The 21687-nt window shown below is 56.9% G+C and carries 21 protein-coding genes; 6 read left to right on the forward strand and 15 right to left on the reverse strand.

What is annotated here, in order from left to right:
• Positions 1–22: 22 nt before the first annotated feature.
• The 4 genes from bioC to bioB are packed head-to-tail and all read right to left on the reverse strand — an operon-like array spanning position 23 to position 3834.
• Positions 23–829, reverse strand: coding sequence for a malonyl-ACP O-methyltransferase BioC (bioC, locus tag MIH19_RS14925; RefSeq protein ID WP_249005614.1), 807 nt, complete (start codon positions 827–829; stop codon positions 23–25).
• The gene (locus MIH19_RS14930) at positions 816–1556 is read right to left on the reverse strand and encodes an alpha/beta fold hydrolase (protein ID WP_249005615.1); all 741 of its coding nucleotides are present in this window, start codon (positions 1554–1556) and stop codon (positions 816–818) included. The genes bioC and MIH19_RS14930 overlap by 14 nt, the downstream gene beginning before the upstream one ends.
• Positions 1556–2752 (reverse strand): 8-amino-7-oxononanoate synthase, encoded by a 1197-nt coding sequence (bioF, locus tag MIH19_RS14935; protein WP_249005616.1) that lies wholly within the window; start codon positions 2750–2752, stop codon positions 1556–1558. Before bioF ends, MIH19_RS14930 begins: the two co-directional genes overlap by 1 nt.
• A gap of 17 nt (positions 2753–2769) precedes the next feature.
• Positions 2770–3834, reverse strand: coding sequence for a biotin synthase BioB (gene bioB, locus MIH19_RS14940; protein WP_249005617.1), 1065 nt, complete (start codon positions 3832–3834; stop codon positions 2770–2772).
• 49 nt (positions 3835–3883) lie between these two features.
• On the opposite strand from bioB, the gene MIH19_RS14945 reads away from it, so the two are divergent.
• From MIH19_RS14945 to cmoB, 6 genes are all read left to right on the forward strand, one after another.
• A complete protein-coding gene (locus MIH19_RS14945) occupies positions 3884–4642 on the forward strand; it encodes a ComF family protein (RefSeq protein ID WP_249005618.1) in 759 nt (252 codons plus the stop codon).
• A gap of 182 nt (positions 4643–4824) precedes the next feature.
• Complete coding sequence (locus tag MIH19_RS22475; RefSeq protein ID WP_283164059.1) at positions 4825–4956, forward strand: hypothetical protein; 132 nt, start codon at positions 4825–4827, stop codon at positions 4954–4956.
• A 156-nt stretch (positions 4957–5112) separates the two neighbouring features.
• Positions 5113–6138 (forward strand): serine/threonine protein kinase, encoded by a 1026-nt coding sequence (locus MIH19_RS14950; protein ID WP_249009021.1) that lies wholly within the window; start codon positions 5113–5115, stop codon positions 6136–6138.
• Positions 6139–6190: 52 nt separating this feature from the next.
• Positions 6191–6571 (forward strand): kinase, encoded by a 381-nt coding sequence (locus MIH19_RS14955; protein WP_249005620.1) that lies wholly within the window; start codon positions 6191–6193, stop codon positions 6569–6571.
• Entirely contained in the window at positions 6564–7319 is a 756-nt protein-coding gene (cmoA, locus tag MIH19_RS14960; RefSeq protein WP_249005621.1) for a carboxy-S-adenosyl-L-methionine synthase CmoA, read from the forward strand. Before MIH19_RS14955 ends, cmoA begins: the two co-directional genes overlap by 8 nt.
• Positions 7316–8311, forward strand: coding sequence for a tRNA 5-methoxyuridine(34)/uridine 5-oxyacetic acid(34) synthase CmoB (gene cmoB, locus MIH19_RS14965; RefSeq protein WP_249005622.1), 996 nt, complete (start codon positions 7316–7318; stop codon positions 8309–8311). Before cmoA ends, cmoB begins: the two co-directional genes overlap by 4 nt.
• A 79-nt stretch (positions 8312–8390) precedes the next feature.
• On the opposite strand, the gene MIH19_RS14970 is transcribed toward cmoB, so the two are convergent.
• The 11 genes from MIH19_RS14970 to MIH19_RS15020 form a co-directional block, all read right to left on the reverse strand.
• On the reverse strand, positions 8391–9686 hold the full coding sequence (locus tag MIH19_RS14970) for an adenylosuccinate synthase (protein WP_249005623.1): 1296 nt from the start codon (positions 9684–9686) through the stop codon (positions 8391–8393).
• 86 nt (positions 9687–9772) lie between these two features.
• Positions 9773–10954: an ATP phosphoribosyltransferase regulatory subunit gene (locus MIH19_RS14975; RefSeq protein WP_249005624.1), complete on the reverse strand. Its 1182-nt coding sequence runs from the start codon at positions 10952–10954 to the stop codon at positions 9773–9775.
• A 131-nt stretch (positions 10955–11085) separates the two neighbouring features.
• Complete coding sequence (hflC, locus tag MIH19_RS14980) at positions 11086–11961, reverse strand: protease modulator HflC (RefSeq protein ID WP_249005625.1); 876 nt, start codon at positions 11959–11961, stop codon at positions 11086–11088.
• 2 nt (positions 11962–11963) lie between these two features.
• Entirely contained in the window at positions 11964–13154 is a 1191-nt protein-coding gene (gene hflK, locus MIH19_RS14985; protein ID WP_249005626.1) for an FtsH protease activity modulator HflK, read from the reverse strand.
• Between the two features lie 78 nt (positions 13155–13232).
• The gene (hflX, locus tag MIH19_RS14990) at positions 13233–14531 is read right to left on the reverse strand and encodes a ribosome rescue GTPase HflX (RefSeq protein ID WP_249005627.1); all 1299 of its coding nucleotides are present in this window, start codon (positions 14529–14531) and stop codon (positions 13233–13235) included.
• Positions 14532–14662: 131 nt separating this feature from the next.
• Positions 14663–14923 (reverse strand): RNA chaperone Hfq, encoded by a 261-nt coding sequence (gene hfq, locus MIH19_RS14995; RefSeq protein ID WP_249005628.1) that lies wholly within the window; start codon positions 14921–14923, stop codon positions 14663–14665.
• A gap of 36 nt (positions 14924–14959) precedes the next feature.
• Entirely contained in the window at positions 14960–16018 is a 1059-nt protein-coding gene (gene miaA / locus MIH19_RS15000) for a tRNA (adenosine(37)-N6)-dimethylallyltransferase MiaA (RefSeq protein WP_249005629.1), read from the reverse strand.
• Positions 16018–17919, reverse strand: coding sequence for a DNA mismatch repair endonuclease MutL (gene mutL / locus MIH19_RS15005; RefSeq protein WP_249005630.1), 1902 nt, complete (start codon positions 17917–17919; stop codon positions 16018–16020). Before mutL ends, miaA begins: the two co-directional genes overlap by 1 nt.
• A 57-nt stretch (positions 17920–17976) precedes the next feature.
• Entirely contained in the window at positions 17977–19347 is a 1371-nt protein-coding gene (locus tag MIH19_RS15010; RefSeq protein ID WP_249005631.1) for an N-acetylmuramoyl-L-alanine amidase, read from the reverse strand.
• A 14-nt stretch (positions 19348–19361) separates the two neighbouring features.
• Positions 19362–19877: a tRNA (adenosine(37)-N6)-threonylcarbamoyltransferase complex ATPase subunit type 1 TsaE gene (tsaE, locus tag MIH19_RS15015; RefSeq protein WP_249005632.1), complete on the reverse strand. Its 516-nt coding sequence runs from the start codon at positions 19875–19877 to the stop codon at positions 19362–19364.
• 59 nt (positions 19878–19936) lie between these two features.
• Positions 19937–21448, reverse strand: coding sequence for an NAD(P)H-hydrate dehydratase (locus MIH19_RS15020; protein ID WP_249009022.1), 1512 nt, complete (start codon positions 21446–21448; stop codon positions 19937–19939).
• Between the last annotated feature and the right edge of the window lie 239 nt (positions 21449–21687).

Here is a 21687-nt window from a genome sequence, read left to right on the forward strand (position 1 = left end):
AATGCCCTGACAGGGTGAGTGTTTAGTCACGAATTAACGGGGTTGGCACTGGTTTTCGCCATTCCAGCCAGCCCGCGTGATAGCTGGCAACAATACTGCCATCGGGCTGTTGTGGATAGTTCTGGTACATCTGTTTTAATCGCCCGGGCGCAGTGGCGGTCTTGCGCCGCTGAATGTCTTTATAACCCGCCCCCAGTTGCCGGAGCTCGTTCATTAACGCCATGGGCGTTGGGTAATCCAGAGTGATCATCTGCGAGCGCCATTGTGCCGCTGGCAAAATCTCAACGGTGGTGGCCGCGAAATCCACGGCAGAAATAAACCCATTTACATGCTTCTGATGTGGATCGGCCAGGGTCCACGCCTGTTGTAGCTCCTGCAGTGTACCCAGCAAAAGCGTTGACACCCGCAACTGACCACCCGGGCGCAATACCCGCAGGCATTCCCGCAATACGCCTTGTGGATTATGGCACCACTGGATCATCAGATTGCTGTAAATCAGATCCACACTCTGGTTGGCCAAGGGCAACCGCTCCGCATCTGCCTCTAGCCATTGGATTGCTTCAGGGCCCATTAATTGTGCCTGGGCATACGCCAGCATACCGGGCGCCAGGTCTACACCGACGGTATGCGCTCCAAAGCGCTGCGCCAACTGGCGCGTATACCAACCCGTACCGCAGCCCAAATCAACAACAGTGGCGCCCTGCAATAACGGTTGGGTAATCGTTGCCAACATGGCATCACCCATTTGCCGTTGCAGCCGCGCCGCGCCTTCATAGCTGGCGCTGGCGCAGCCGAAATCGGAGGCGACCGCCTGTTTAGTGGCAAACATCGTGTGAACTCGTTAGAAAATCGTGAATGGCTTGCCAGCATTCGGGGCCATAGTACTCCCCGGGCCAATGGCCCATGCCGTCGATGGTAACCGCACGATTGTAAGCGGGCATAACCATGTGCTGGGCCCAAGGCGGAACCACTGCATCGCAGCTACCCCGCACATGTAAGGTTGGCACCGGGCACTGCTGCCAGGCACACAACTGACTGCAGTCCCGCAGCCAGCGCACGCCTTTCGCCAATGGATCAATCAGCTCGGGCAAGCCCTGCTTCAACCAAGGTTTTATAGCCCGAGCCAAAGCTGCCTGGTGTTCGCTGCCAGCAATCATCTGCGCGAAAAAAGACGCCCGACAGGCCTGTGGCTGGCGCTCAAAATATCGCTCAAAGCGCCGAAATATAGCGGTCGAAACACCCCACGGCCAGTTTTGCGACGCCACAAATTGCGGAAAACCACCCAGGGTCACAACCTTATTAACCGAGTGCGGATTCGCCCGGGCCGCAGCCATGGCAACTTGCGCGCCCAGCGACCATCCAAGCCACACCGACGGCTGGGGGTAGCGCTGGAGCAGAATCGCGGCCGCGTGTGCGGGGCTGTCGCAGGAACTTAACCCGTCGTCGGTTAACGAAACGACTTCCACCGCGCCTTGCCAGTGCCGATACACCGGTTCCAGCATGGCCGCCTGCACACCCCAACCGCCTATCACCACAAGTGAACTGAAGCGCGCCATCAAACATTCTCTCCGCAGGATTCAATAAGCACGGGGCTTACAACACAATCGGGGCGACATTGCACCAGCGCCTGCAGCAGGCGATCCAGATCGTCAAAGCTATGGGCCGCGCTGAGGGTGATGCGCAAACGGGCCTGACCTTCGGGCACCGTGGGCGGGCGAATAGCCGTCACCAGCAGGCCGCGGCTCTGTAACTCACCGCTGAGCGCCAGCGCCGCTTCGTTAGAGCCTACGACAATCGGCTGAATGGGCGTGGCCGAGGGCATCAGGTGATAACCCATACGTGTAACCTGATCGCGGAAACGATCAATCAGCGCCGCCAGGTGCGCGCGCTGTGGATCAAAGCTTTCGATCAGGCTCAAGCTATTGCAGCTGGCCAGCGCCAAAGCCGGAGGCATGGCCGTGGTGTAAATGTAGGTACGCGCTTTTTGCATCAAGTAGCCGGTTAACCATGCCGGGCCTGCTACAAAGGCGCCGCTGGTGCCTGCGGCTTTGCCCAGAGTGCCCATCAGCACCGGCACTTGCTCTTCACTTAACCCGGCAGCCGCTACACTGCCACGGCCCTGGGGGCCCAACACGCCAAAGCCGTGGGCGTCGTCGATCATCAGCAGTGCATCGTGCTTTGTGCACAAATGAGCTAATGACACCAACGCCGCTTCATCGCCATCCATGCTGAATACACCGTCGCTTACCACCAGTTTGTGGCCCTCGGTTTGTTCCAGCATTCGCGCCAACGCATCCAGATCGCCGTGATGATAACGCCTGACCCTTGCTCCACTGAGCTTGCAGCCATCTACAATAGAAGCGTGATTAAGGCGATCCGAAAAAATCGTATCGCCGCGGCCTGCAAGCGCCGAGATTACACCCAGATTGGCCATGTATCCGGTTGAGAACAGGAGCGCCGAGCTGCGCCCGGTAAAAGCTGCCAGTTGGTTTTCCAGCTGCTGATGAGCCCGGTGATGGCCGCAAATCAGGTGGGAAGACGCACCGCCCAGGCCATCCTCGTTAAGCGCCTCAGCCAGCACTTTGCGGTTATCCGGATGATTGGCCAGCCCCAGGTAATCGTTGCTGCAAAACGACAACAAGGGCTGGCCATTCACGGTTAACGCCGGCCGCTGGGGCCCCGAGATTTCCCGGCGCTGGCGATGCAGACCGGCCTCGCGGCGTTGCTGCAACTCAAGCTGGAAGTCACGCATACTCGGTCACTCGCGGGTCAGACCGACGCGGATTCGCGGGTCGCATCGTAAAATAGGTGGCGCGTTGCTTCCTGATTGACAGCCTCTGCCAGCACCTCTTCGTGCTCTTGCTCTGTGCCGCACTGCTCGCGCTGCTCCGGGCGAATCCCCAAGCGGCGGAACAGGGCCATGTCGGCATCGGCTTCCGGGTTGGCGGTGGTGAGCAGTTTTTCACCGTAGAATATGGAGTTGGCGCCGGCCATAAAGCACAGGGCCTGCATTTGCTCGTTCATATTCTCCCGGCCGGCGGAGAGGCGCACGTGGGACGCCGGCATCATAATCCGCGCAACGGCAATCATGCGCACAAAATCAAACGGGTCCAGATCGGCCACGTTTTCCAATGGCGTACCCTTCACCTTCACCAGCATATTCACTGGAACACTTTCCGGATGCTGGGGCAGGTTGGCCAGTTGCATCAGCAGGCCAATGCGGTCGTCATCGTCTTCACCCATGCCCAGAATACCGCCGCAGCAGACTTTCATGCCGGAGTTACGCACGTTGCTCAGGGTATCCAGGCGATCCTGATAGGTGCGCGTGGTAATGATATGGCTGTAGAATTTTTCCGAGGTATCCAGGTTGTGGTTGTAATAATCCAGCCCGGCCGCCGCCAGTTCGTCGGCCTGTTCGGATTTGAGCATGCCCAGGGTCATGCAGGTTTCCATGCCCAGGGATTTCACCTGTTTAACCATATCCAACACGTAAGGCATGTCTTTTTTGGACGGGCTACGCCAGGCGGCACCCATGCAAAAACGCGAAGCGCCCTTGGCCTTGGCCGCACGTGCTTCAGCGACGACTTTCTCAATGTCCAGCAGCTTTTCTTTTTCCAGCCCGGTGTTGTAATGGCCGCTCTGGGGGCAGTATTTGCAGTCTTCCGGGCAAGCGCCGGTTTTTATCGACAGCAGGGTGCTGACTTGCACCTCATTAGGATCAAAGTACTGGCGGTGCGAAGTCTGGGCACGGAACAGCAGGTCGCTGAATGGCAGCTCGAATAATGCCCGGGCCTGTGGCAGTGTCCAGTCGTGACGGAGTTCATTGGCGCTCATTGGAGTTCCTGTTAACCTTTAAAGGATTCTTGGTTTACGGAGAAGCCAAATGATAAAGCCATCGGAGTGGCTGTCAACCCTAAACAAAATTTTGGTTAACAGCAAAAGCGGTTTTTTGGTTAACATTGAGCGCCAGGCCGGGCGCTGTGTCGGCTGTTTAAACCCGGTTGCCCGCAACGGTCTGTGTCAGGGTTGTTTTGCCGACCTGCCGTGGAATCGCTGGCATTGCCGATGTTGCGCCCTGCCTTTGCCGTTTCCGGCAGCCGGTCATTTGTGCGGCGAGTGTCTTCAGCGACCACCGGCGTTTGACTTAACACTGGCGCCCCTGCGCTATCAGTTTCCGGTGGCGGCAATGATCGGCCGTTACAAATACCAGGGCCAACGAGCCTATGGCCGCCCACTGACCGCCGCACTGGGGGAGTTGGTCAACGAAAGCCTGCTGCGCCAGCCGCAACTAAGACCGGATGTATTGATACCCGCCCCCATGCACCCCAAGCGCAGGCACCAGCGCGGTTTTAATCAGGCCAGGGATATTGCGGAACAACTAAGCAGACGGCTGGATATTCCGCTGGCAGGCAATCTGGTGCAGCGTCGAAGCACGGTTCAAGCGCAACGCACGTTAAACCGTGCACAACGGTTAGCCAACCTGCAGGGCGTGTTCCAGGCCACCGGCACGCCTCCGCCACGAATTGCGATTATTGATGACGTGGTGACCACCGGCGCCACCGCGCGCTTGCTGGCGCAGGCACTGCAGCAGGCCGGGGCTGAACATATCCAGATTTGGGCCCTGGCGCGAACGCCGGGATAGCACCGATTAGGCGAGGCGCTCGGCGACGCCATGCTGGGGCGGGCCATCAATGCGGAAATCACAAAAACCGCCGTCTGACCGGGCCAGTTTTGGCCGAATACCGGCGTAAGCAGGCTGTCACTTTTCCGGATTCAGCCCAGGCCGCCGGGTTCCGGCAGCGGATACACCAACTGACGAAACGAGTGCTAGCCGCTGTAGCTAAAATACACGCCAAGCGCTGGGCCTGGGTTTCGCTGGTGGCCCAGTTGCGCCAGCCGGCGCGCCACAGCCAAGCCAACAACACCGGCCCCGATCACGGCGGTTTTTGCGATTAACAACGGTAAGGCCATGATTCCCCCTGGTCTGGATGGCGTTATTGTGGACTGGGGAATTGTATCAGCCAAAACAGCGAGGCATAGGTGCGCTGTCAAGATTACGCCAGCGACGATACCGGTTATACTGGCCGGCAAATTCATGGCGGCAGCGAATTCATGACTGAACATCCTGACAATGCGATTTCCGGGCACCCATACGATGCCCTAAAGCCAGACGCGCTTTTAGATGCGATGGAAGACGCAGGCTTTGCGGTCAGCGGCCGCCTGTTTGCGCTCAACAGCTATGAAAACCGGGTGTATCAGATCGGGCTGGACGAAGGCCCGCCAGTGATTGCAAAATTTTATCGCCCGGGACGCTGGACCGAAGCCTCGATTCGCGAAGAGCACAGTTTTACCAAAGAACTGGAGGCCGCGGACATTCCCGTGGTTGCACCACTTACCCTACCCAATGGCGATACCTTGGGCCAGAGGGGACCTTTCCGGTTCGCCGTATTTCCCCAGCGCGGTGGCCAGGCGCCGGATGTCAGCGTAGAAGACACCCTGTACCGGCTGGGCCAATGGCTGGGCCAGATTCACAATGTTGGCGCTGCCCGAAAATTCAGCCATCGCCCCGACCTGTCGGTGGCGTCAATACCAACCGGCATCGAGCAAAATAATGAACTGTTGCTTGAAGGCAACTGGGTCCCGCGGGACCTGCGCCCGGCTTGGGACAGCCTGATGGTAGATCTGCTGCGCTTATGCCGTACCCGTATTAACGACGCAGGCAACATCAATACGTTGCGCCTGCACGGTGACTGTCACGCCGGCAATATTCTGTGCCGTGAGGACAGAATGTTGTTTGTCGATTTGGACGATTGCCGCAGCGGACCCGCTATTCAGGATATGTGGCTGTTGTTGAACGGTGAAGATAGCGAGCGCGGAGCGCAACTGGGCGAAATATTGGAAGGCTATGAGATGTTCCGGCCATTTGAGCGCCGCGAACGCCACCTGATTGAGCCACTGCGTTGCTATCGCCAGGTCAGCCACTGCGCCTGGTTGGCGAAGCGCTGGGACGACCCAGCCTTTCCACGGTTTTTCCCCTGGTTCGGCCAGCCGCGCTTCTGGTCAGATCAGATACTGTCGCTGCGCGAGCAACTTTCGGCCCTTCAGGCACCGGCGATTTCACTTCCCGGTCAGTACTGATCCTTTTCCGTATTTGTGATCAAATTTTTTCAGATATTTTACAGAGGCCACTATGAGTCAGGATTCGAAACTCTATACCACCCGCAGTTTAATTCTCACCGCCGTCATTGCTATTGTTGGCTCGGTATTGGTGCTGGAGATCACCGGAAAAATTGATCATTCTGACAATAAAGAGAACCTCCCCATCGGTGAATTTACGGCCATTCAGGTCAACCCCGGGGAATCCTTCAACATGTCATCAAAAGCCTCTGAACTGCACGCGCGATGTGAAAACGGCTATCTGGCCATTGCCGCGGATATCGACCCTTCCTATCTCGGCGTTCTGGTGGATTACAAGAATCGTGGCGTGCGCTGCTCGCGTCCCTCACCGACCGGACCGTCGGCCCTGCCGGAGCCAGAAAACCCGGGGCAACGGGACCAAAGCGATGACTGAACAGCCTAAACCGGTGGCACCACAGCAACTCACTGACCGACTGTTTGCCACCGAACGCAACCCGGAAGACTTTCGCTTTGATGCCGCAGTAGCGCGAGTGTTTCCGGACATGATCCGGCGTTCTGTGCCGGGCTATACCACCATCATTCCAATGATCCAAGTAATCACCGAGCAGTACATTCAGCCCGGCACCAACGCCTATGATCTGGGTTGTTCGCTGGGTGCGTCTACCCTGGCCATGCGCCATGGCATCCAAGACCGCGACTGCGAACTCATCGGTGTCGACAACTCGGTGGCGATGATCGAACGCTGCCGGCATTATATAGCTCTGGATGATCATCCGCTGCCGGTCACTCTGCGTTGTGAAAACATACTGGACACCGACATGCGCAATGCCTCGGTGACCACGCTGAATTTCACCCTGCAGTTTGTGCCGCTCTCTGATCGCGCAGATCTGCTGACGCGAATTGCCCGGGCCACGCGCCCGGGTGGCGCGCTGATTCTGTCGGAAAAACTGCGCTTTGACGACGATACCGATCAGGAAATACAAACTCGCTTACATCACGAATTCAAACGTGCCAACGGCTATTCAGATCTGGAAATCAGCCAAAAACGCAGCGCCATAGAGCACGTAATGATTCCGGAAACCCTGGAAGCCCATCGCCAACGCCTTTTAAACGCCGGTTTTGAACGGGCGCTGGTGTGGTATCAGTGCTTTAATTTCGTCTCGATTCTGGCCATTAAATGAGCTATTTCAACTGGCAGACCTGCTATAACAACCTGTTCGAACACCTTGAGCAGCAGAATCACGGCGCCTGGGCCACGCAGATTCGTCAGCAGCTGACCCAACGCTTTGATGAAACGCCCCACGGCGACGTTCCGCGCTGGCAGAGTGCGTTGAATTTACTGCCGACGCTGCCGAACGTGCAGCCCATACTGGATGCACACGCCGTGACCCTGCGTGCCGGTCAAACCCTAGCCCGGGAACAATCTGCAGATCTGGAAACGGGATTGCGGGGCTTGATGCCCTGGCGCAAAGGCCCGTTTGATTTTTTTGGCACCGCGATTGATACCGAGTGGCGCTCAGACTGGAAATGGGACCGGGTGGCGCCGTTTTTGACTGACCTGCACGGGCGCCAGGTGTTGGACGTTGGCTGCGGCTCTGGCTATCACTGTTGGCGCATGCACGGCGCCGGCGCCGCGCGGGTGATTGGCATTGATCCGGGGCTGTTATTTCTATTCCAGTTTCTAGCGGTGAAAAACTATCTAACCGATGTGCCGGTGGACCTGTTGCCACTTCGCATTGAGGACCTGCCGCCAAAACTCCAGGCCTTTGACACCACTTTTTCTATGGGCGTTTTGTATCACCGACGCTCGCCACTGGACCATCTTCTGGAACTTAAAGACACCCTGCGCAATGGTGGTGAGTTGGTGCTAGAAACCCTGGTAATAGACGGCCCGGAAGGCGCCAGCCTGATGCCGGAAGATCGCTACGGCCAAATGCGCAACGTCTGGTTTCTGCCCAGCTGCGCTACTCTGCTGCGCTGGCTCGACCGTTGTGGTTTTGTGAATGCACGGGTGGTGGATGTGACTGCAACCAGCACCGAAGAACAACGCAGTACCGACTGGATGCGGTTTAATTCGTTACAGGATTTTCTTGATCCCGATGACCCCAAGCGCACCATTGAGGGTTATCCTGGCCCGCTACGGGCGACCCTGATTGCGAACAAACCCAGCTAAAGTCCGGGGACAGAGTTCAAATCTGTCCCCGATTTAAAGACCAGGGACAGATTTGAACTCTGTCCCTGCACCTGGCGTACTACTCACCAAACGGATGGCGCAAAACAATCGTTTCAACTCGGTCAGGACCGGTAGAAATGATGTCAATCGGCGCTTCAATCTGTTCTTCCAGGAAGCGAATATAGGCTCGAGCATTTTCGGGCAGCTGGTCGAGACGGGTCAGCCCTACAGTGCTTTCGTGCCAGCCCGGCAGATCCACATAAATCGGCTCGATGTCTTTGTAAGTATCGCAGCCAATGGGCGGGCGGGTAATTTCACCCTTCGGCGTTTTATAGCCGATGCACACCTTAACCACGTCCATGCCGTCCAGAACATCGAGCTTGGTCAGGCAAATACCCGATACGCTGTTGATCTGAATGGCGTGGCGCAAAGCAACCGCGTCAAACCAGCCACAGCGCCGTGCACGGCCAGTGGTGGTGCCTACTTCATTGCCTTTCACCGACAGGTACTTACCCATTTCATCAAACAGTTCGGTGGGGAACGGACCAGCGCCAACACGGGTGGTGTAGGCTTTGGTGATACCCAGCACATAATCCAGAAACAACGGGCCAAAACCAGACCCGGTAGCGGTGCCGCCAGCTGTGGTGTTGGAAGAAGTCACGTACGGATAGGTGCCCAAATCAATGTCCAGCAAAGAGCCCTGGGCGCCTTCGAACATGATGTGCTCGCCGCGTTTGCGATAATCGTGCAGCAAATCGGTGACATCAGCCGCCATCGGCAGAATCTCCTCACCCATCTGGCGCAACTCGGCCAGAGCCGCATCGACGTCTTCAGCTTCTTCCTTGAAGTACTCGGTCAGCACAAAGTTGTGGAAGCTCATGATTTCGCGCAGCTTGACTTCAAACTCAGCCATGTTGCACAAATCGCCCACCCGCAGGCCACGGCGCGACACTTTGTCTTCGTAAGCGGGGCCAATGCCACGGCCGGTGGTGCCGATTTTATCGTTACCACGGGCGTGTTCACGGGCCACATCGATGCGCACGTGGGTACGCAGGATCAATGGGCACGCAAGACTGATTTTGAGACGGTCGCGGACCGCAACACCATTGTTTTCCAGCTCCCGCACTTCTTTCAACAACGCTTCCGGCGAGAGCACCACGCCGTTACCAATCAGGCACTGAACGTCCCGACGCAAAATACCAGACGGGATCAAGTGCAAAGCTGTTTTCTTGCCCTCAATCACCAGCGTATGGCCAGCGTTGTGGCCACCCTGGAAGCGCACGACTGCGGCTACCTTTTCGGTAAGCAGGTCTACAATCTTGCCCTTACCCTCGTCACCCCATTGGGTACCCAGCACAACAACATTTTTGCCCATGATTCTCTCTCTGTGCGGCCGGCCAATAATGAACGGCCTGCAAGTTTGACTATTAAAAGTCCAATAAATACCAACGCGGTAGCGCGTCAGCCGAGTTTTTCAACAATCCACTGGCCTTGATACTTCACCAGCTGGCGATCACAGCCGCGAGCACCAGGATCGCAATTGTGGTCTTCCGGCAGTGCGCGGATAACCGTATCGCTGTGTCGTAATTCCACAATGGCCACGGCCAGTGTGGGGTCGGGGTCTGCAGGGGCCCAGATTGCACCCTGCGCAGGTGCCGTGCTGCTGCCCAAAGCCACCAGCGCGCGAAGGTCCAGACTGAAACCGGTTGCCGGCCGTGAGCGGCCAAAATCACTGCCAATGGCATCGTAACGGCCGCCTTTCGCAACTGCGTCGCCATGGCCGGGCACGTAAGCGGCAAACACCAGGCCGGTGTGGTAGTTGTAACCCCGTAATTCACAGAAGTCGAAGCCCAGGCGAATACCCGGAAACTGTTGGCTAAGCGTATCGGCCACCCGACCCAGTTGATCCAACGCCGAGTCCAGCTCGGCGGAGGCACCTTGAACAATATCCCGGGCCTGATCCAGCGCCTCACGACCTCCACTTACGGCAGCCAGGCGGCGCAGACGCCCACCGGCGCTGTCCGCTGCTTCGTCACCCAACAAAACGTTCAGTTCGGGCAAGGATTTACGGCCCATGGCGTCAAACACTGCGGCTTCGGTATCGCGGTCAAAACCCGCATCGGCGATCAGATGCTGGTAGATAGCCACGTGTGCCAGGTCCATGTGAATAGCCGGCAGACCGGCAACACTCAACGCTTCCAGCGCCAGACTGATAATTTCCATATCGGCGCTTTCAGAGCTGCTGCCAAACAACTCGCAGCCGGCCTGAATAGGCGTACGGCCTGTCAGCATGTGCCGGGGACGGGTGTGTAACACGTGCCCGACGTAACACAGCCGGGTGATACCTTCCTGCGCCAGAGTATGGGCGTCAATGCGCGCGGCCTGAGGCGTCATGTCGGCGCGCACACCCATCATTCGGCCCGTCAGCTGGTCCGTCAACTTGAACGTTTGTAACTCAAGATCATGCCCTGTGCCGGTAAACAGCGACTCCAGGTACTCTATCAGCGGAGGAATCACCAGTTGGTAACCCCAATGCTGACATACGTCCATAATGTTGCGGCGCAAAGATTCAATCTGACCCGCAAGGGGCGGCAGAATATCCTCGACACCGTCTGGCAACAGCCAGCGATCAGATACTGTCATGAGATTCCGTTATCTGTTTTAACCACGCCGGGAGCATCCCGGAACCCAAACCGGTCAGAGTCTACACTCTCGGCAGACACAAAAAAACCGGAGTACCTGAGTATTCCGGTTTTTTCGTTTTCTACCCGGGCTTAATTAGCGCCCTGGGGGTCCTTCAGGAACTTAAGAAAAGCGCTGTTGGCGTCAATCACCATCAGATCATCCTTGTTCGCAAAGGTATTACGGTAGGCTTCCAGGCTTCGGTAGAAGCTGTAGAAGTCTGGGTTCTCGCCATAAGCGTCGGCATAGGTTCTTGCCGCCTGGCCGTCGCCTTCACCACGCGTCGTTTCTGAGCGCGAGAACGCCTCTGCCAGAACGACGGTGCGCTGGCGGTCGGCGTCAGCACGAATGCCTTCTGCCAGCTCGCGACCGCGGGAACGGAACTCCTGCGCCAGTTTCATCCGTTCTGTCGCCATACGGCGGAAAACGTTTTCACTTACCTGACCGGGAAATTCTATACCCTTTACCCGTATATCCCGTACTTCGATGCCAAACTCACTGACGGAGGTTTGGTTGACCAGGTCAATCAGGTTCCTCATCAGCTCGTCGCGCTCACCAGATACTACCTCCACCATGGTGCGAACACCGAACTGATTACGCAGACCGTTGTCGACCCGTGATAACAGCAGCGACTGAGCACGGAGTTCGTCGCCACCGGTGGCGCGGTAAAACTGGTCCACATCGCGAATTTTCCAGGCAACGTAGGAATCCACATCCAGTGGTTTCTTTTCGACCGTCAAGTACTGCCGGGTTGGCAGATCCATGGTCAAAATACGGATGTCGAACTCACGTACTTGGTCAATCACCGGCACTTTAAAGTGAATGCCAGCCTGAATATCGGTCTGCACCAGTTCACCAAAGCGCAGTTTTACGCCGCGGTGAGTCTCTGGAATAATAAACACGCTCGATAATACCAGCAGGACTACAATCAGGGCGCCTGCAAGACCAACAATACTTTTAGGTCCCATGATTATCTGCTCCTTCGGGCGTTGGTGTCTTGACGGGTGTTCATTTCCTGGATCACCTGATTGGTGACATCCTGAATATCTGCCCGAGAAGCACTACTGCTACCACTGCCGTCTCTGAGCGCTGCCGATGCGCCTTGGGTCAACCGATCCAGAGGCAGCAGCATCATATTGCCGCTGCTTTCGGTATCAACCAACACTTTGCTGCTGTTTGACAACACGGTCTCCATGGTCTGCAGATACATCCGCTCGCGGGTAACGACCGGTGCTTGCTGATATACCGCAAGCACCTCGAGGAAGCGAGCTGTTTCACCGTTGGCACGTTCGGTTACCTGCGCTTTGTAAGCGTTGGCTTCTTCAAGCATGCGCTGGGCTTCACCACGCGCTTCAGGCACCACCTTATTGCGGTAGGTTTCTGCTTCTTCTTTCACTCGCTGCTCGTCTTCACGGGCGCGCTGTACTTCGCGGAAGGCATCCTGTACCGCGGGTGGCGGCTGGGTGCTTTCTACGTTAACGCGTACAATTTCAAGGCCTGTGCCGTAATCGACCAGAAATTTCTGCAGGCGCTGTTCAACCATCACGCCGAGCTGGGCACGGCCTTCTGTCAAAACGTCGTCCAGCGTGGCACTGCCCACTTCATGGCGCAGCGCGCTGTCAGTGGCAAACGCCAAAGCCTGGTTGGAATCACGCACGTTCAAAACGTAAGATTTGGCATCACCGACCCGGTACTGAACCTGAAGGTCAACTGTTACCAGGTTTTCGTCTTGGGTCAACATCTGGCCACTAGACTGCGCGGTACGTACGTTGGTTACACCCACTTTTGTGACATCGTCAATTAGTGGCACTTTAAAGCGCAAGCCAGGACTTTCGGTGCGGTTGTACTCACCAAAACGTAACACCACTGCACGCTCTTGCTCGTCTACGGTGTAGAACGATTGAAAAGTGACATAACCAATAACTAGTATGCCGGCCAGCGCCAAAATGGCACCAAAACCACCAGAACTGCCGCCGATGCCCATGTTGCCACCGCCGCCAGACTTGTTGCCTTTACCCTTTCCACCCAGAAGACTGTTGAGCTTGTCGAGGCCTCTTTTCAGAGCTTCGTCGAGATCTGGTGGTCCTTTATCTTTTCCGCTACCGCCGTTACCCCAAGGGTCGTTATCGTTGCGGTTCCCACCCGGTTCATTCCAGGCCATAGTACTCTCCGTTCCTAACATGTCGAATGGCTGCAAATACTAGGGATTTATTGGCTTTCGGGCAATAGGCGATGGTTTTCACTCGCCGCCTGTCCGAAACACCAGTTCATCCTCCCGCACTCCCGCCCGGCTCAGTAGCTGATGCCAGTCGCGGTTTTGCAATCGCACTTCCAGTATGGTTTCACCGGTTTCCCGGCTGGACTCGCTCAATACCGAACCCGCTTCATGAAGCAGCGCACGGAACCTGCCATCGGCCGGTCCCAGCACAACAAAATGATGGACAACGTCTTCCGCCAGACGCTCTACAACGGCATCAAAAAGCCCCTGTAAACCGTCCCCGGTGACTGCCGACACCCAGGCCCTCACCGGCACGCCTTCTTGATTGCGATCCACTCGTGGAACAAAATCGTCTAGCAGATCCGTTTTGTTAAACACCTGTAGAACCGGCACTTCATCAGCGCCGATCTCCGCCAGCACATCTTCTACCTGGGCTATATTGTCATCGCGACGTTCGTCGTGACAATCAATCACATGCAACAGCAGTGCTGCTTCGTTCGTTTCTTCCAGTGTGGCACGAAACGATTCTACCAGTTTGTGTGGCAAGTGGCGGATGAAGCCCACCGTGTCCGCCAGAATGACCGCGCCGATATCCGGAAGTTCCAGGCGCCGCATAGTCGGGTCGAGCGTCGCGAACAACTGGTCCGCAGTGTATACGTCGGAACTGGTGATTCGGTTGAATAGTGTAGATTTTCCAGCGTTGGTATAGCCAACCAGCGACACCGTAGGCACATCAGCCCGCACCCGTGCCCGGCGCCCCTGGTCACGCTGCCTGCGCACTTTTTCAAGACGCTTGTTGATCGACTTAATGCGCTCGCGCAGCAACCGGCGGTCAGTTTCGAGCTGGGTTTCACCGGGGCCACGCAGGCCAATACCGCCTTTTTGACGTTCCAAATGAGTCCAGCCCCGCACCAGACGCGTTGACATATGTTGGAGCTGTGCAAGCTCTACCTGCAACTTACCTTCGTGAGTGCGGGCACGCTGTGCAAAAATATCCAGAATAACGCCAGTGCGGTCCAACACCCGGCACTGCAGTTCGCGCTCAATGTTGCGTTCCTGGCTGGGACTTAGGGAATGATTGAACAGCACCACGTCTGCCTCTGCCGCGGCTATTGCAGCGCGGATCTCCTCAAGCTTGCCATCACCCACAAAAAAGCGCGGGCTCGGCTGCTTACGCGACCCGGTGACTGTATCCACAGGCTCTACACCAGCAGAAATGACCAGCTCGCGAAATTCGCCAGGGTCTTCATTTCCATCGTGCGCGGTAAAATTAATATTGACCAAAACCGCACGCTCACCAACGTCAGGACGCTCAAACAATGGGCAGTTTCTCCGGGTTACGCAATCAAGAAGCCAAACTCATATAAGCAAACACCCACGCCCCTGTGGAACCCTAGGGTTCGTCAGGGGCGTGGGTGTACCACTGGAACCAGCACAGAAGGACAGAAGAATCAGTCTTCAGACTCGCCCTCATCCTCCTCGCCTGCAGGATTCTGCGGCGGAATACGAACATTCCTTGCCGGCACAACGGTAGATATAGCGTGCTTATAGACCATCTGACTGACGGTGTTTTTCAGCAAAATAACAAATTGGTCGAAAGATTCGATCTGGCCCTGCAATTTTATGCCATTGACCAAAAAGATAGAAACGGGAATGCGCTCTTTCCGCAGCGCATTCAGGTAAGGGTCTTGTAAAGAATGCCCTTTTGACATGTGTGTTCTCCTGTTTGAGTAAGTCAGATCGTCAATTTAAGGTTTTAATGTGGTGCTAAGACCGGCTTTTTTCAAGGCGTCCGCAATGATATCTTTGCTATCACTGTCCAGCCAAAGCGCATCCGGCCATTTTCGCAGCCATGTAAGCTGCCGCTTGGCCAACTGACGGGTGGCGGCAGCCCCTTTATCCACAAAAGTCGCATAGTTACACTGGCCAGACAAATGCTCCCATGCTTGGCGATAACCTACACAGCGCATAGATGGCATAGAAGGATCAAGATCACCGCGAGCCATCAGGCCTTCTACTTCGCTCAATAGACCTGAATCCAGCATAGTCACAAAACGCTGGTAAATACGCTCATGCAGCATCTTGCGCTGCTGCGGCGCTATCGCCAACTGTGCAACAGTATACGGAAGGCAGGGGCCTGCGTCTGCCTGCCAACGGGTGACATAAGTGTAATCCTTATTATCAGCAGCGTTGACGTCCGCCGTGCTGGCGAACACTGCAGGCGGTGCTTGCCACAATGACGAAATCGGCTGCCCTGTCACGCGCTGCACTTCCAACGCGCGGATCAGCCGCTGTCGGTTATTAGGATGAATAAGCCGAGCCGCAACCGGGTCCGCCGCGGCTAACTCTCGATGCAGCGCTTCCCAGCCCTGCAGTTGAGCCTGCTGCACCAGCTGCTCGCGCACTTGCGGGCTCGCCGATGGCAAATCCGACATGCCATGAAGCAACGCTTTGAAATACATCATGGTGCCACCCACTAACAGCGGAATGCGACCTGCTGCCGTGATTTTAGCCATTTCGGCCAGGGCATCCCGACGAAAATCAGCCGCAGAATAGGTGTCAGCAGGGTCACAGATATCAATCAGGCGGTGAGGCGCCTGCGCCAGCTCGGCGGCACTGGGCTTGGCAGTACCAATATCCATACCGCGATAAATCATCGCCGAATCTACGCTGATAATATCGCAGGGCAAACGTTTGCAAAGCTGGAGAGCCAGGTCCGTTTTACCGGAGGCGGTGGGGCCCATAATGAAAATAGCAGGAGGCAATGCTGCCGCCGCGGGTTGATCGGCAGAACCGACAGCGTTCATCAACGCCCCCGTAGAAACAGTTTGTCCAACTCGGCCAGAGTCATCACTGTCCAGGTTGGGCGACCATGGTTGCATTGGCCGCTGCGCTCAGTGGCCTCCATGTCCCTCAGCAGCGAGTTCATCTCCGGAACAGTTAACTGGCGGTTGGCCCGCACCGATCCGTGGCACGCCATGGTGCCCAATAATTCCTGAGTGACGGCCTGTACCCTGTCACTCTGGCCATGCTCAATCAAGTCAGACAGCACATCCCGCACCAGCTGTTCACCATCGGCACCGCGCAACAACGCTGGAATTTGTCGCACCGCCAGCGTCTCTGGCCCAATGCGCTCTATTACAAGGCCCAGCTGTTGCAGTTCATCGCCGTGGGTCTCAACCAGTCCGGCCTCTTTTTGGCTGACTGCCAGCGATAGCGGCACCAACAAAGGCTGGCTTTTCAGATCCTGCTGAGCCAACGCCTGTTTCATGCGCTCATACGTAATGCGTTCGTGCGCCGCGTGCATATCCACCATAATCAATCCGGCGCGGCTCTGTGCCAGAATATAAATGCCGTGCAACTGGGCAATGGCGTAGCCCAAAGGCGGTTCTTGTTCGCTGTCTTCGGGCATTTGCGAAGGGGCGGCGGCAACCCTTGCCTGGTGGCCCGCAGACACGCCTCCCCCGGCATTCAGGGCCTGATAAAAACCAAGCTGGTCACTGGCCTGCCACTGATGTTGCGGATCTGGGTGTGTCACTTGACCAGGCGTTCGCTCGAGGCCGCCCGGGTAGCCCAAAGTCGATTCACTCGCGGCCGAACCTGGCGACGGGAGCTCTTCAGCAGAAGCCGCAAACCCCGTACCGGCTGCAACCGCGTTTTCGCGGCCCAGAGACTGCGCTACCGCACCACGCAAGTGGTCGTCCGGACGCACGTCCGCCAGCGCTTTGTGCAGAGTACGAAACAGAAAATCGTGGACCAGACGGCCATCGCGGAAGCGCACCTCGTGTTTGGTCGGGTGCACATTCACATCCACCGACCCCGGGTCTACTTCCAGATACAGCACAAAAGCGGCGTGGCGATTGTTGTACAGCACATCGCGGTAAGCTTGGCGTACGGCATGCGCTACTAAGCGATCACGAATCACGCGACCGTTGACGAAAAAGTACTGAAGGTCAGCCTGACTGCGGGAAAAGGTGGGCAGAGCAACCCAGCCCCAAAGTTTCAAACCGGTGGCTTCGGCGCTAATGACCACTGCATTGTCGATAAACTTCTGACCACACAGCGACGCAATCCGCCGTTCTCTATCTAGACCTGACAAGGCCGGTCGCAGGCTTTGCACGGCACGCTGGTTATGGCGCAGATTGAAGCCGGTATCGAAGCGACTTAGAGCCTGGCGCCGGACGCACTCTTCCACGTGGCCAAATTCGGTTTTTTCAGTACGCAAAAACTTGCGCCTTGCCGGCGTGTTAAAAAACAGATCGCGAACCTCTACCGTGGAACCCACCGGGTGCGCCGCCGGCGATACGTGCGCGTCCATATCGCGGCCTTCCACTTCGACTTTGCTTGCGGCTTCCTGATTTTCGGTGCGCGAGGTCAGGCTCAGGCGGGACACGGAACTGATACTGGCCAGTGCCTCACCACGAAAACCCAGCGACGCGACTGCCTCGAGGTCATCCAAACTGGTAATCTTGCTGGTGGCGTGGCGGCTCAGGGCCAGGGACAGGTCTTCAGCGGCGATACCACAGCCGTCGTCGCGCACCCGGATCAACTTGACGCCGCCCTGCTCTATGTCCACATCCACCCGACTGGCGCCCGCATCCAGAGCGTTTTCTATCAGCTCTTTGACCACAGACGCCGGCCGCTCCACCACCTCACCGGCGGCGATCTGGTTAGCGAGCCGGGGGGACAGCAAATGTATGTGGGGCATGTCTGGCGCGGACCTCTTTTTTCAACGAGTTATTGAGCAAGCCGCTCAGCTAATCGCTCAGCTGGCAGGAATGGTAATGGTTTGGCCTACCATAACACGGTCGCTCTGCATGCCGTTAAGGTGCATAAGCTCGCGCACGGACAGCTGATTTTCCCGAGCCAGGTCAGACAAGGTGTCGCCTCGCTGGATGCGGTAGCGGCTCACACTATTCTGCATCTGGCCGTTATGCTTCTGCCACGCCAGCAAAGTACCCGGCGGCGGTGTTTTGCGGAAATAGCCGTCAATACCGGTCATAATTGCAGCAGATAAGCGCTTACGATAGAGCTCAGTGGACAAGTTCTTCTCTTCCTGAGGATTTGAGATAAAGCCGGCCTCCACCAATATAGACGGTATATCCGGAGACTTGAGCACCACAAAAGCGGCCTGCTCTACGCCGGGCTTGTGAAGCTCGGTCACTCCACCCAACTGCCCCAGTATTGCGCTACCCACACCCAGGCTGGCGTTAATACTGGCCGTCATAGACAAATCCAGAAGAACCCCGGCAAGGGTGTCATCGCGGCCTTCCAGCGAGACGCCTGAGCCGCCAATCAGGTCAGAGCGGTTTTCGCTTTGCGCCAACCAACGTGCCGTCTCACTGGTCGCTCCCCGTTGCGACAGAGCAAATACCGATGCCCCTTTTGGCTGTGGCGTGCGGAACGCATCCGCATGCACTGACACGAAAAGATCAGCGTTGTATTTACGCGCCAGAAGCGTGCGATTACGCAGGCCTATGTAGTAGTCGCCGGTACGGGTCAGCTTGGCGCTGTAGCCCGGGCGACTGTTGATAAGGTCGTGCAGGGTTTTGGCCATGTTCAGCACCACGTCTTTTTCACGAGTACCGCGGGGCCCGATAGCGCCCGGGTCTTCGCCGCCGTGGCCAGCGTCAATCACTATGACAATGTCGCGTTTACCCGCGGAGTCATGGGTAACGGTAGGCTTTGCCGCCTTGGCCCTATCAATGCGGGTGCCGCCCTCGTCAATCAGGTCTACCACCAAACGGTGGCCGTATTGCTGGTTCGGTTTTAATAAAAAGCTGCGAGGTTTCACGCTTTTTTGCAGGTCCAGCACAACCCTCAGGTCTTTACCATTGCGCACCGCGCTGCGAATGCGGCGGATAGGGCTGCCAGACAAGTCCAGCTTGTCCAGGCTCGTCTGCAACCGGGTGTCTTTCAGGTCAATAACCAGGCGGTCTGGACCCGCCAACGCGAAAATATTGTGATCTACTTCGCCGGCCGTATCGATGACCAAGCGAGTGTGATCCGGCGCCGGCCAGATTCGCAGGCCTTCCACACGGGTACCTGCCTGTACCACCTGCATGAGAAGTAGCAGGTTGAAGGCAAGAAAAGCCCGCACGACTCTGCCGCAGATCCTGTTATAGAAGTAAGCCATTGAACATCCCTTTGTCACGAATCGGTATGGTGCATATCTTCCGGGCCGACTATTTCCAGATCGTTCAGCATATCGGCACCCACCTGAGATCCAGCGCACAAAATGGCCGAGCGACCATTGCCCTGGGATTCCAGATGCACTGTCAGGTCCGCCGTGGGCAGTAACGCCTCGCCCCTTTCCGGCCACTCCACCAGGCATAAACTATGATCATTGAAATAATCACGAATGCCCATGAACTCCAGTTCTTCCGGGTCTTTCAGACGATACAGGTCAAAATGGTATACCGGCGGCTGCAAATTCTCGTAAGGCTCCACAATGGTGTACGTCGGACTCTTTACCGCACCCTCGTGCCCTAACCCGCGCAGCAGGCCGCGGCTGAGTGTGGTTTTGCCCATGCCCAGATCACCATCCAGATAAATCGCCAGCGCGCTTTCTGCACGCTGGACCAAGCAAGCCAACTCCCGGCCCAAGCGTTCGGTTTCACTGTCATCCGCCAGGAACAGCCGGCGCTCACTACCAAAAATTGTCATAGGTCCTCCTGTGTACCGCGAACTCGTTTACACAACGCTCCGTTCAATGACGGTTCAATTCAATGCCCTGAGCAGGCTAACACCCGGGGCAAAGCATCAATAACGTCGGTTGGCTGCAAGCCCATATAGCCAAACTGCTGAGTTGCCAAGTTAGCTGCCGCCAGGTGCAGGGCTGCGGCCGTCACGACGGCCTGGGTCGAATCCTTCAGCTGAGCCAATAAACCACCAGCAATACCCGCCAGTACATCCCCCATCCCCCCGGTAGCCAACCCCGGATTACTGCCACTGACCACAAACATTTCACCGTGCATGCTCGCAATCACGGTGCCGGCACCCTTAAGTAGAATGGCGCCTCCGTACCGCGACTGTAACTTGCGCGCTGCACTTAACCGGTCAAGCTCCACCTCTGCAACGGTGCATCCCAGAAGGCGCGCAGCCTCCCCAGGGTGAGGGGTAAAAATACAGTTGTCCGCGGCTACCGACGCTTTGTTCGTCATCAGGCCGCTGGCCATCAGATTCAAAGCGTCGGCATCCAGCACCTGCGGTTTGTTACACGCCAACACTTGTTCCAGCATCCGTTGACCCCAGGCCGACTGGCCAAGGCCTGGCCCACAAACCACCACGGTTGCCGCCGCTAGCAGAGGCGCCAACTCAGAGCCATGCACAACGCCGTGGCTCATTATCGACGGGCACCGGCTCAGTGCTGCAGCCACGTGCTCTTGCCGGGTCGCCAAGGAAACCAGGCCCGCACCGCTGCGCGCAGCAGCCTCAGCCACCAGCAACCCCGCACCACCAAAACCGCGATCGCCGGCAACCACTAGCACATGGCCAAAATGGCCTTTGTGCGCGTTGGCAGCGCGCTTCGAAATACCCAAAGTAACGGAGGACCAGTCGGCCCGTGTGGCCAACACCGGCTCGGTACAGCCACCAAGCTGCTGGGCGGCACCCAAATCTTCAAAAATCACCTCACCGCAAACCGCGGGGCCATGGCCGGTGAACAGGCCGGCTTTTAGTCCAATAAATGTTACTGTGGCATCTGCCGCCACAACATCACCCACGGCTGCTCCGGTGGTGGCGTTGAGCCCTGAAGGGACGTCCAGCGCCAAAACACCCGCGGCTGATTGATTGCAAAACTCAACAACTCGCGCGAATTCACCCCGTGGTGCGCCATTCAGGCCCGTACCCAACATGGCGTCTACCGTCACATCGGCCTGTTCTAGCAAACTGATCAAATCCTTGTCCGCCAACTGCGCTGCAGTCACCATGCTGATCTTTTGATCGCTCGCCCGCTGCCAGGCTTTACGGGCATCACCCTTCAGTTTGGCGGGGTCTGTTAACACCAAGCAGGTTACGCCCAGGCCATGACGCAGAGCGCACGTTGCCAATAAATAACCGTCGCCGCCATTGTTGCCAGCCCCGCAAAGCACCAGCACGTGACGGCACTGGGGCCAGCGTCGCCTAAGCTGGCGAAAAGCACTGCGAGCAGCGGCCTGCATCAATTCAAAGCCGTCGACTCCTTGTTCGTCAATCAAGTACCGGTCCAGATTGCGCACCGAACCGGCGCTGTACAAAGCCTGTGGCAGGCCAGCACCGAACCCTGTAGGCACTGACAGATCAGACTTTGATAGATGGGGTTCTAATAGACGGAGCTCTGATAAACAGGACTCTGATAGACTGTGCCTTGCTGACCACGACATCGGACACTCCAAGCCAAAGAAACCGGTTTAAGACAAATTGCCAGCTATTTGTAAATCATAGCAAAACCACAAAAAAGGTCACAACTTAATCAAATTAAATCTGCACGCCAACG

It is taken from the genome of Marinobacter sp. M1C (genome assembly GCF_023314135.1).
Classification (GTDB): Bacteria; Pseudomonadota; Gammaproteobacteria; order Pseudomonadales; family Oleiphilaceae; genus Marinobacter.

Excerpts from the sequence above, each read along its gene's own strand:
- tsaE (WP_249005632.1), bottom strand. The coding sequence starts at position 19,877 with ATGACAATTTTTGGTAGTGAGCGCCGGCTGTTCCTGGCGGATGACAGT.
- bioF (WP_249005616.1), bottom strand. The coding sequence starts at position 2,752 with ATGCGTGACTTCCAGCTTGAGTTGCAGCAACGCCGCGAGGCCGGTCTG.
- MIH19_RS14950 (WP_249009021.1), top strand. The coding sequence starts at position 5,113 with ATGACTGAACATCCTGACAATGCGATTTCCGGGCACCCATACGATGCC.
- MIH19_RS14970 (WP_249005623.1), bottom strand. The coding sequence starts at position 9,686 with ATGGGCAAAAATGTTGTTGTGCTGGGTACCCAATGGGGTGACGAGGGT.
- hflK (WP_249005626.1), bottom strand. The coding sequence starts at position 13,154 with ATGGCCTGGAATGAACCGGGTGGGAACCGCAACGATAACGACCCTTGG.
- MIH19_RS14975 (WP_249005624.1), bottom strand. The coding sequence starts at position 10,954 with ATGACAGTATCTGATCGCTGGCTGTTGCCAGACGGTGTCGAGGATATT.
- bioC (WP_249005614.1), bottom strand. The coding sequence starts at position 829 with ATGTTTGCCACTAAACAGGCGGTCGCCTCCGATTTCGGCTGCGCCAGC.
- hflC (WP_249005625.1), bottom strand. The coding sequence starts at position 11,961 with ATGGGACCTAAAAGTATTGTTGGTCTTGCAGGCGCCCTGATTGTAGTC.
- MIH19_RS14945 (WP_249005618.1), top strand. The coding sequence starts at position 3,884 with ATGATAAAGCCATCGGAGTGGCTGTCAACCCTAAACAAAATTTTGGTT.
- mutL (WP_249005630.1), bottom strand. The coding sequence starts at position 17,919 with ATGCCCCACATACATTTGCTGTCCCCCCGGCTCGCTAACCAGATCGCC.
- hfq (WP_249005628.1), bottom strand. The coding sequence starts at position 14,923 with ATGTCAAAAGGGCATTCTTTACAAGACCCTTACCTGAATGCGCTGCGG.
- bioB (WP_249005617.1), bottom strand. The coding sequence starts at position 3,834 with ATGAGCGCCAATGAACTCCGTCACGACTGGACACTGCCACAGGCCCGG.
- MIH19_RS14955 (WP_249005620.1), top strand. The coding sequence starts at position 6,191 with ATGAGTCAGGATTCGAAACTCTATACCACCCGCAGTTTAATTCTCACC.
- MIH19_RS14930 (WP_249005615.1), bottom strand. The coding sequence starts at position 1,556 with ATGGCGCGCTTCAGTTCACTTGTGGTGATAGGCGGTTGGGGTGTGCAG.
- miaA (WP_249005629.1), bottom strand. The coding sequence starts at position 16,018 with ATGAACGCTGTCGGTTCTGCCGATCAACCCGCGGCGGCAGCATTGCCT.
- MIH19_RS15010 (WP_249005631.1), bottom strand. The coding sequence starts at position 19,347 with ATGGCTTACTTCTATAACAGGATCTGCGGCAGAGTCGTGCGGGCTTTT.
- cmoA (WP_249005621.1), top strand. The coding sequence starts at position 6,564 with ATGACTGAACAGCCTAAACCGGTGGCACCACAGCAACTCACTGACCGA.
- cmoB (WP_249005622.1), top strand. The coding sequence starts at position 7,316 with ATGAGCTATTTCAACTGGCAGACCTGCTATAACAACCTGTTCGAACAC.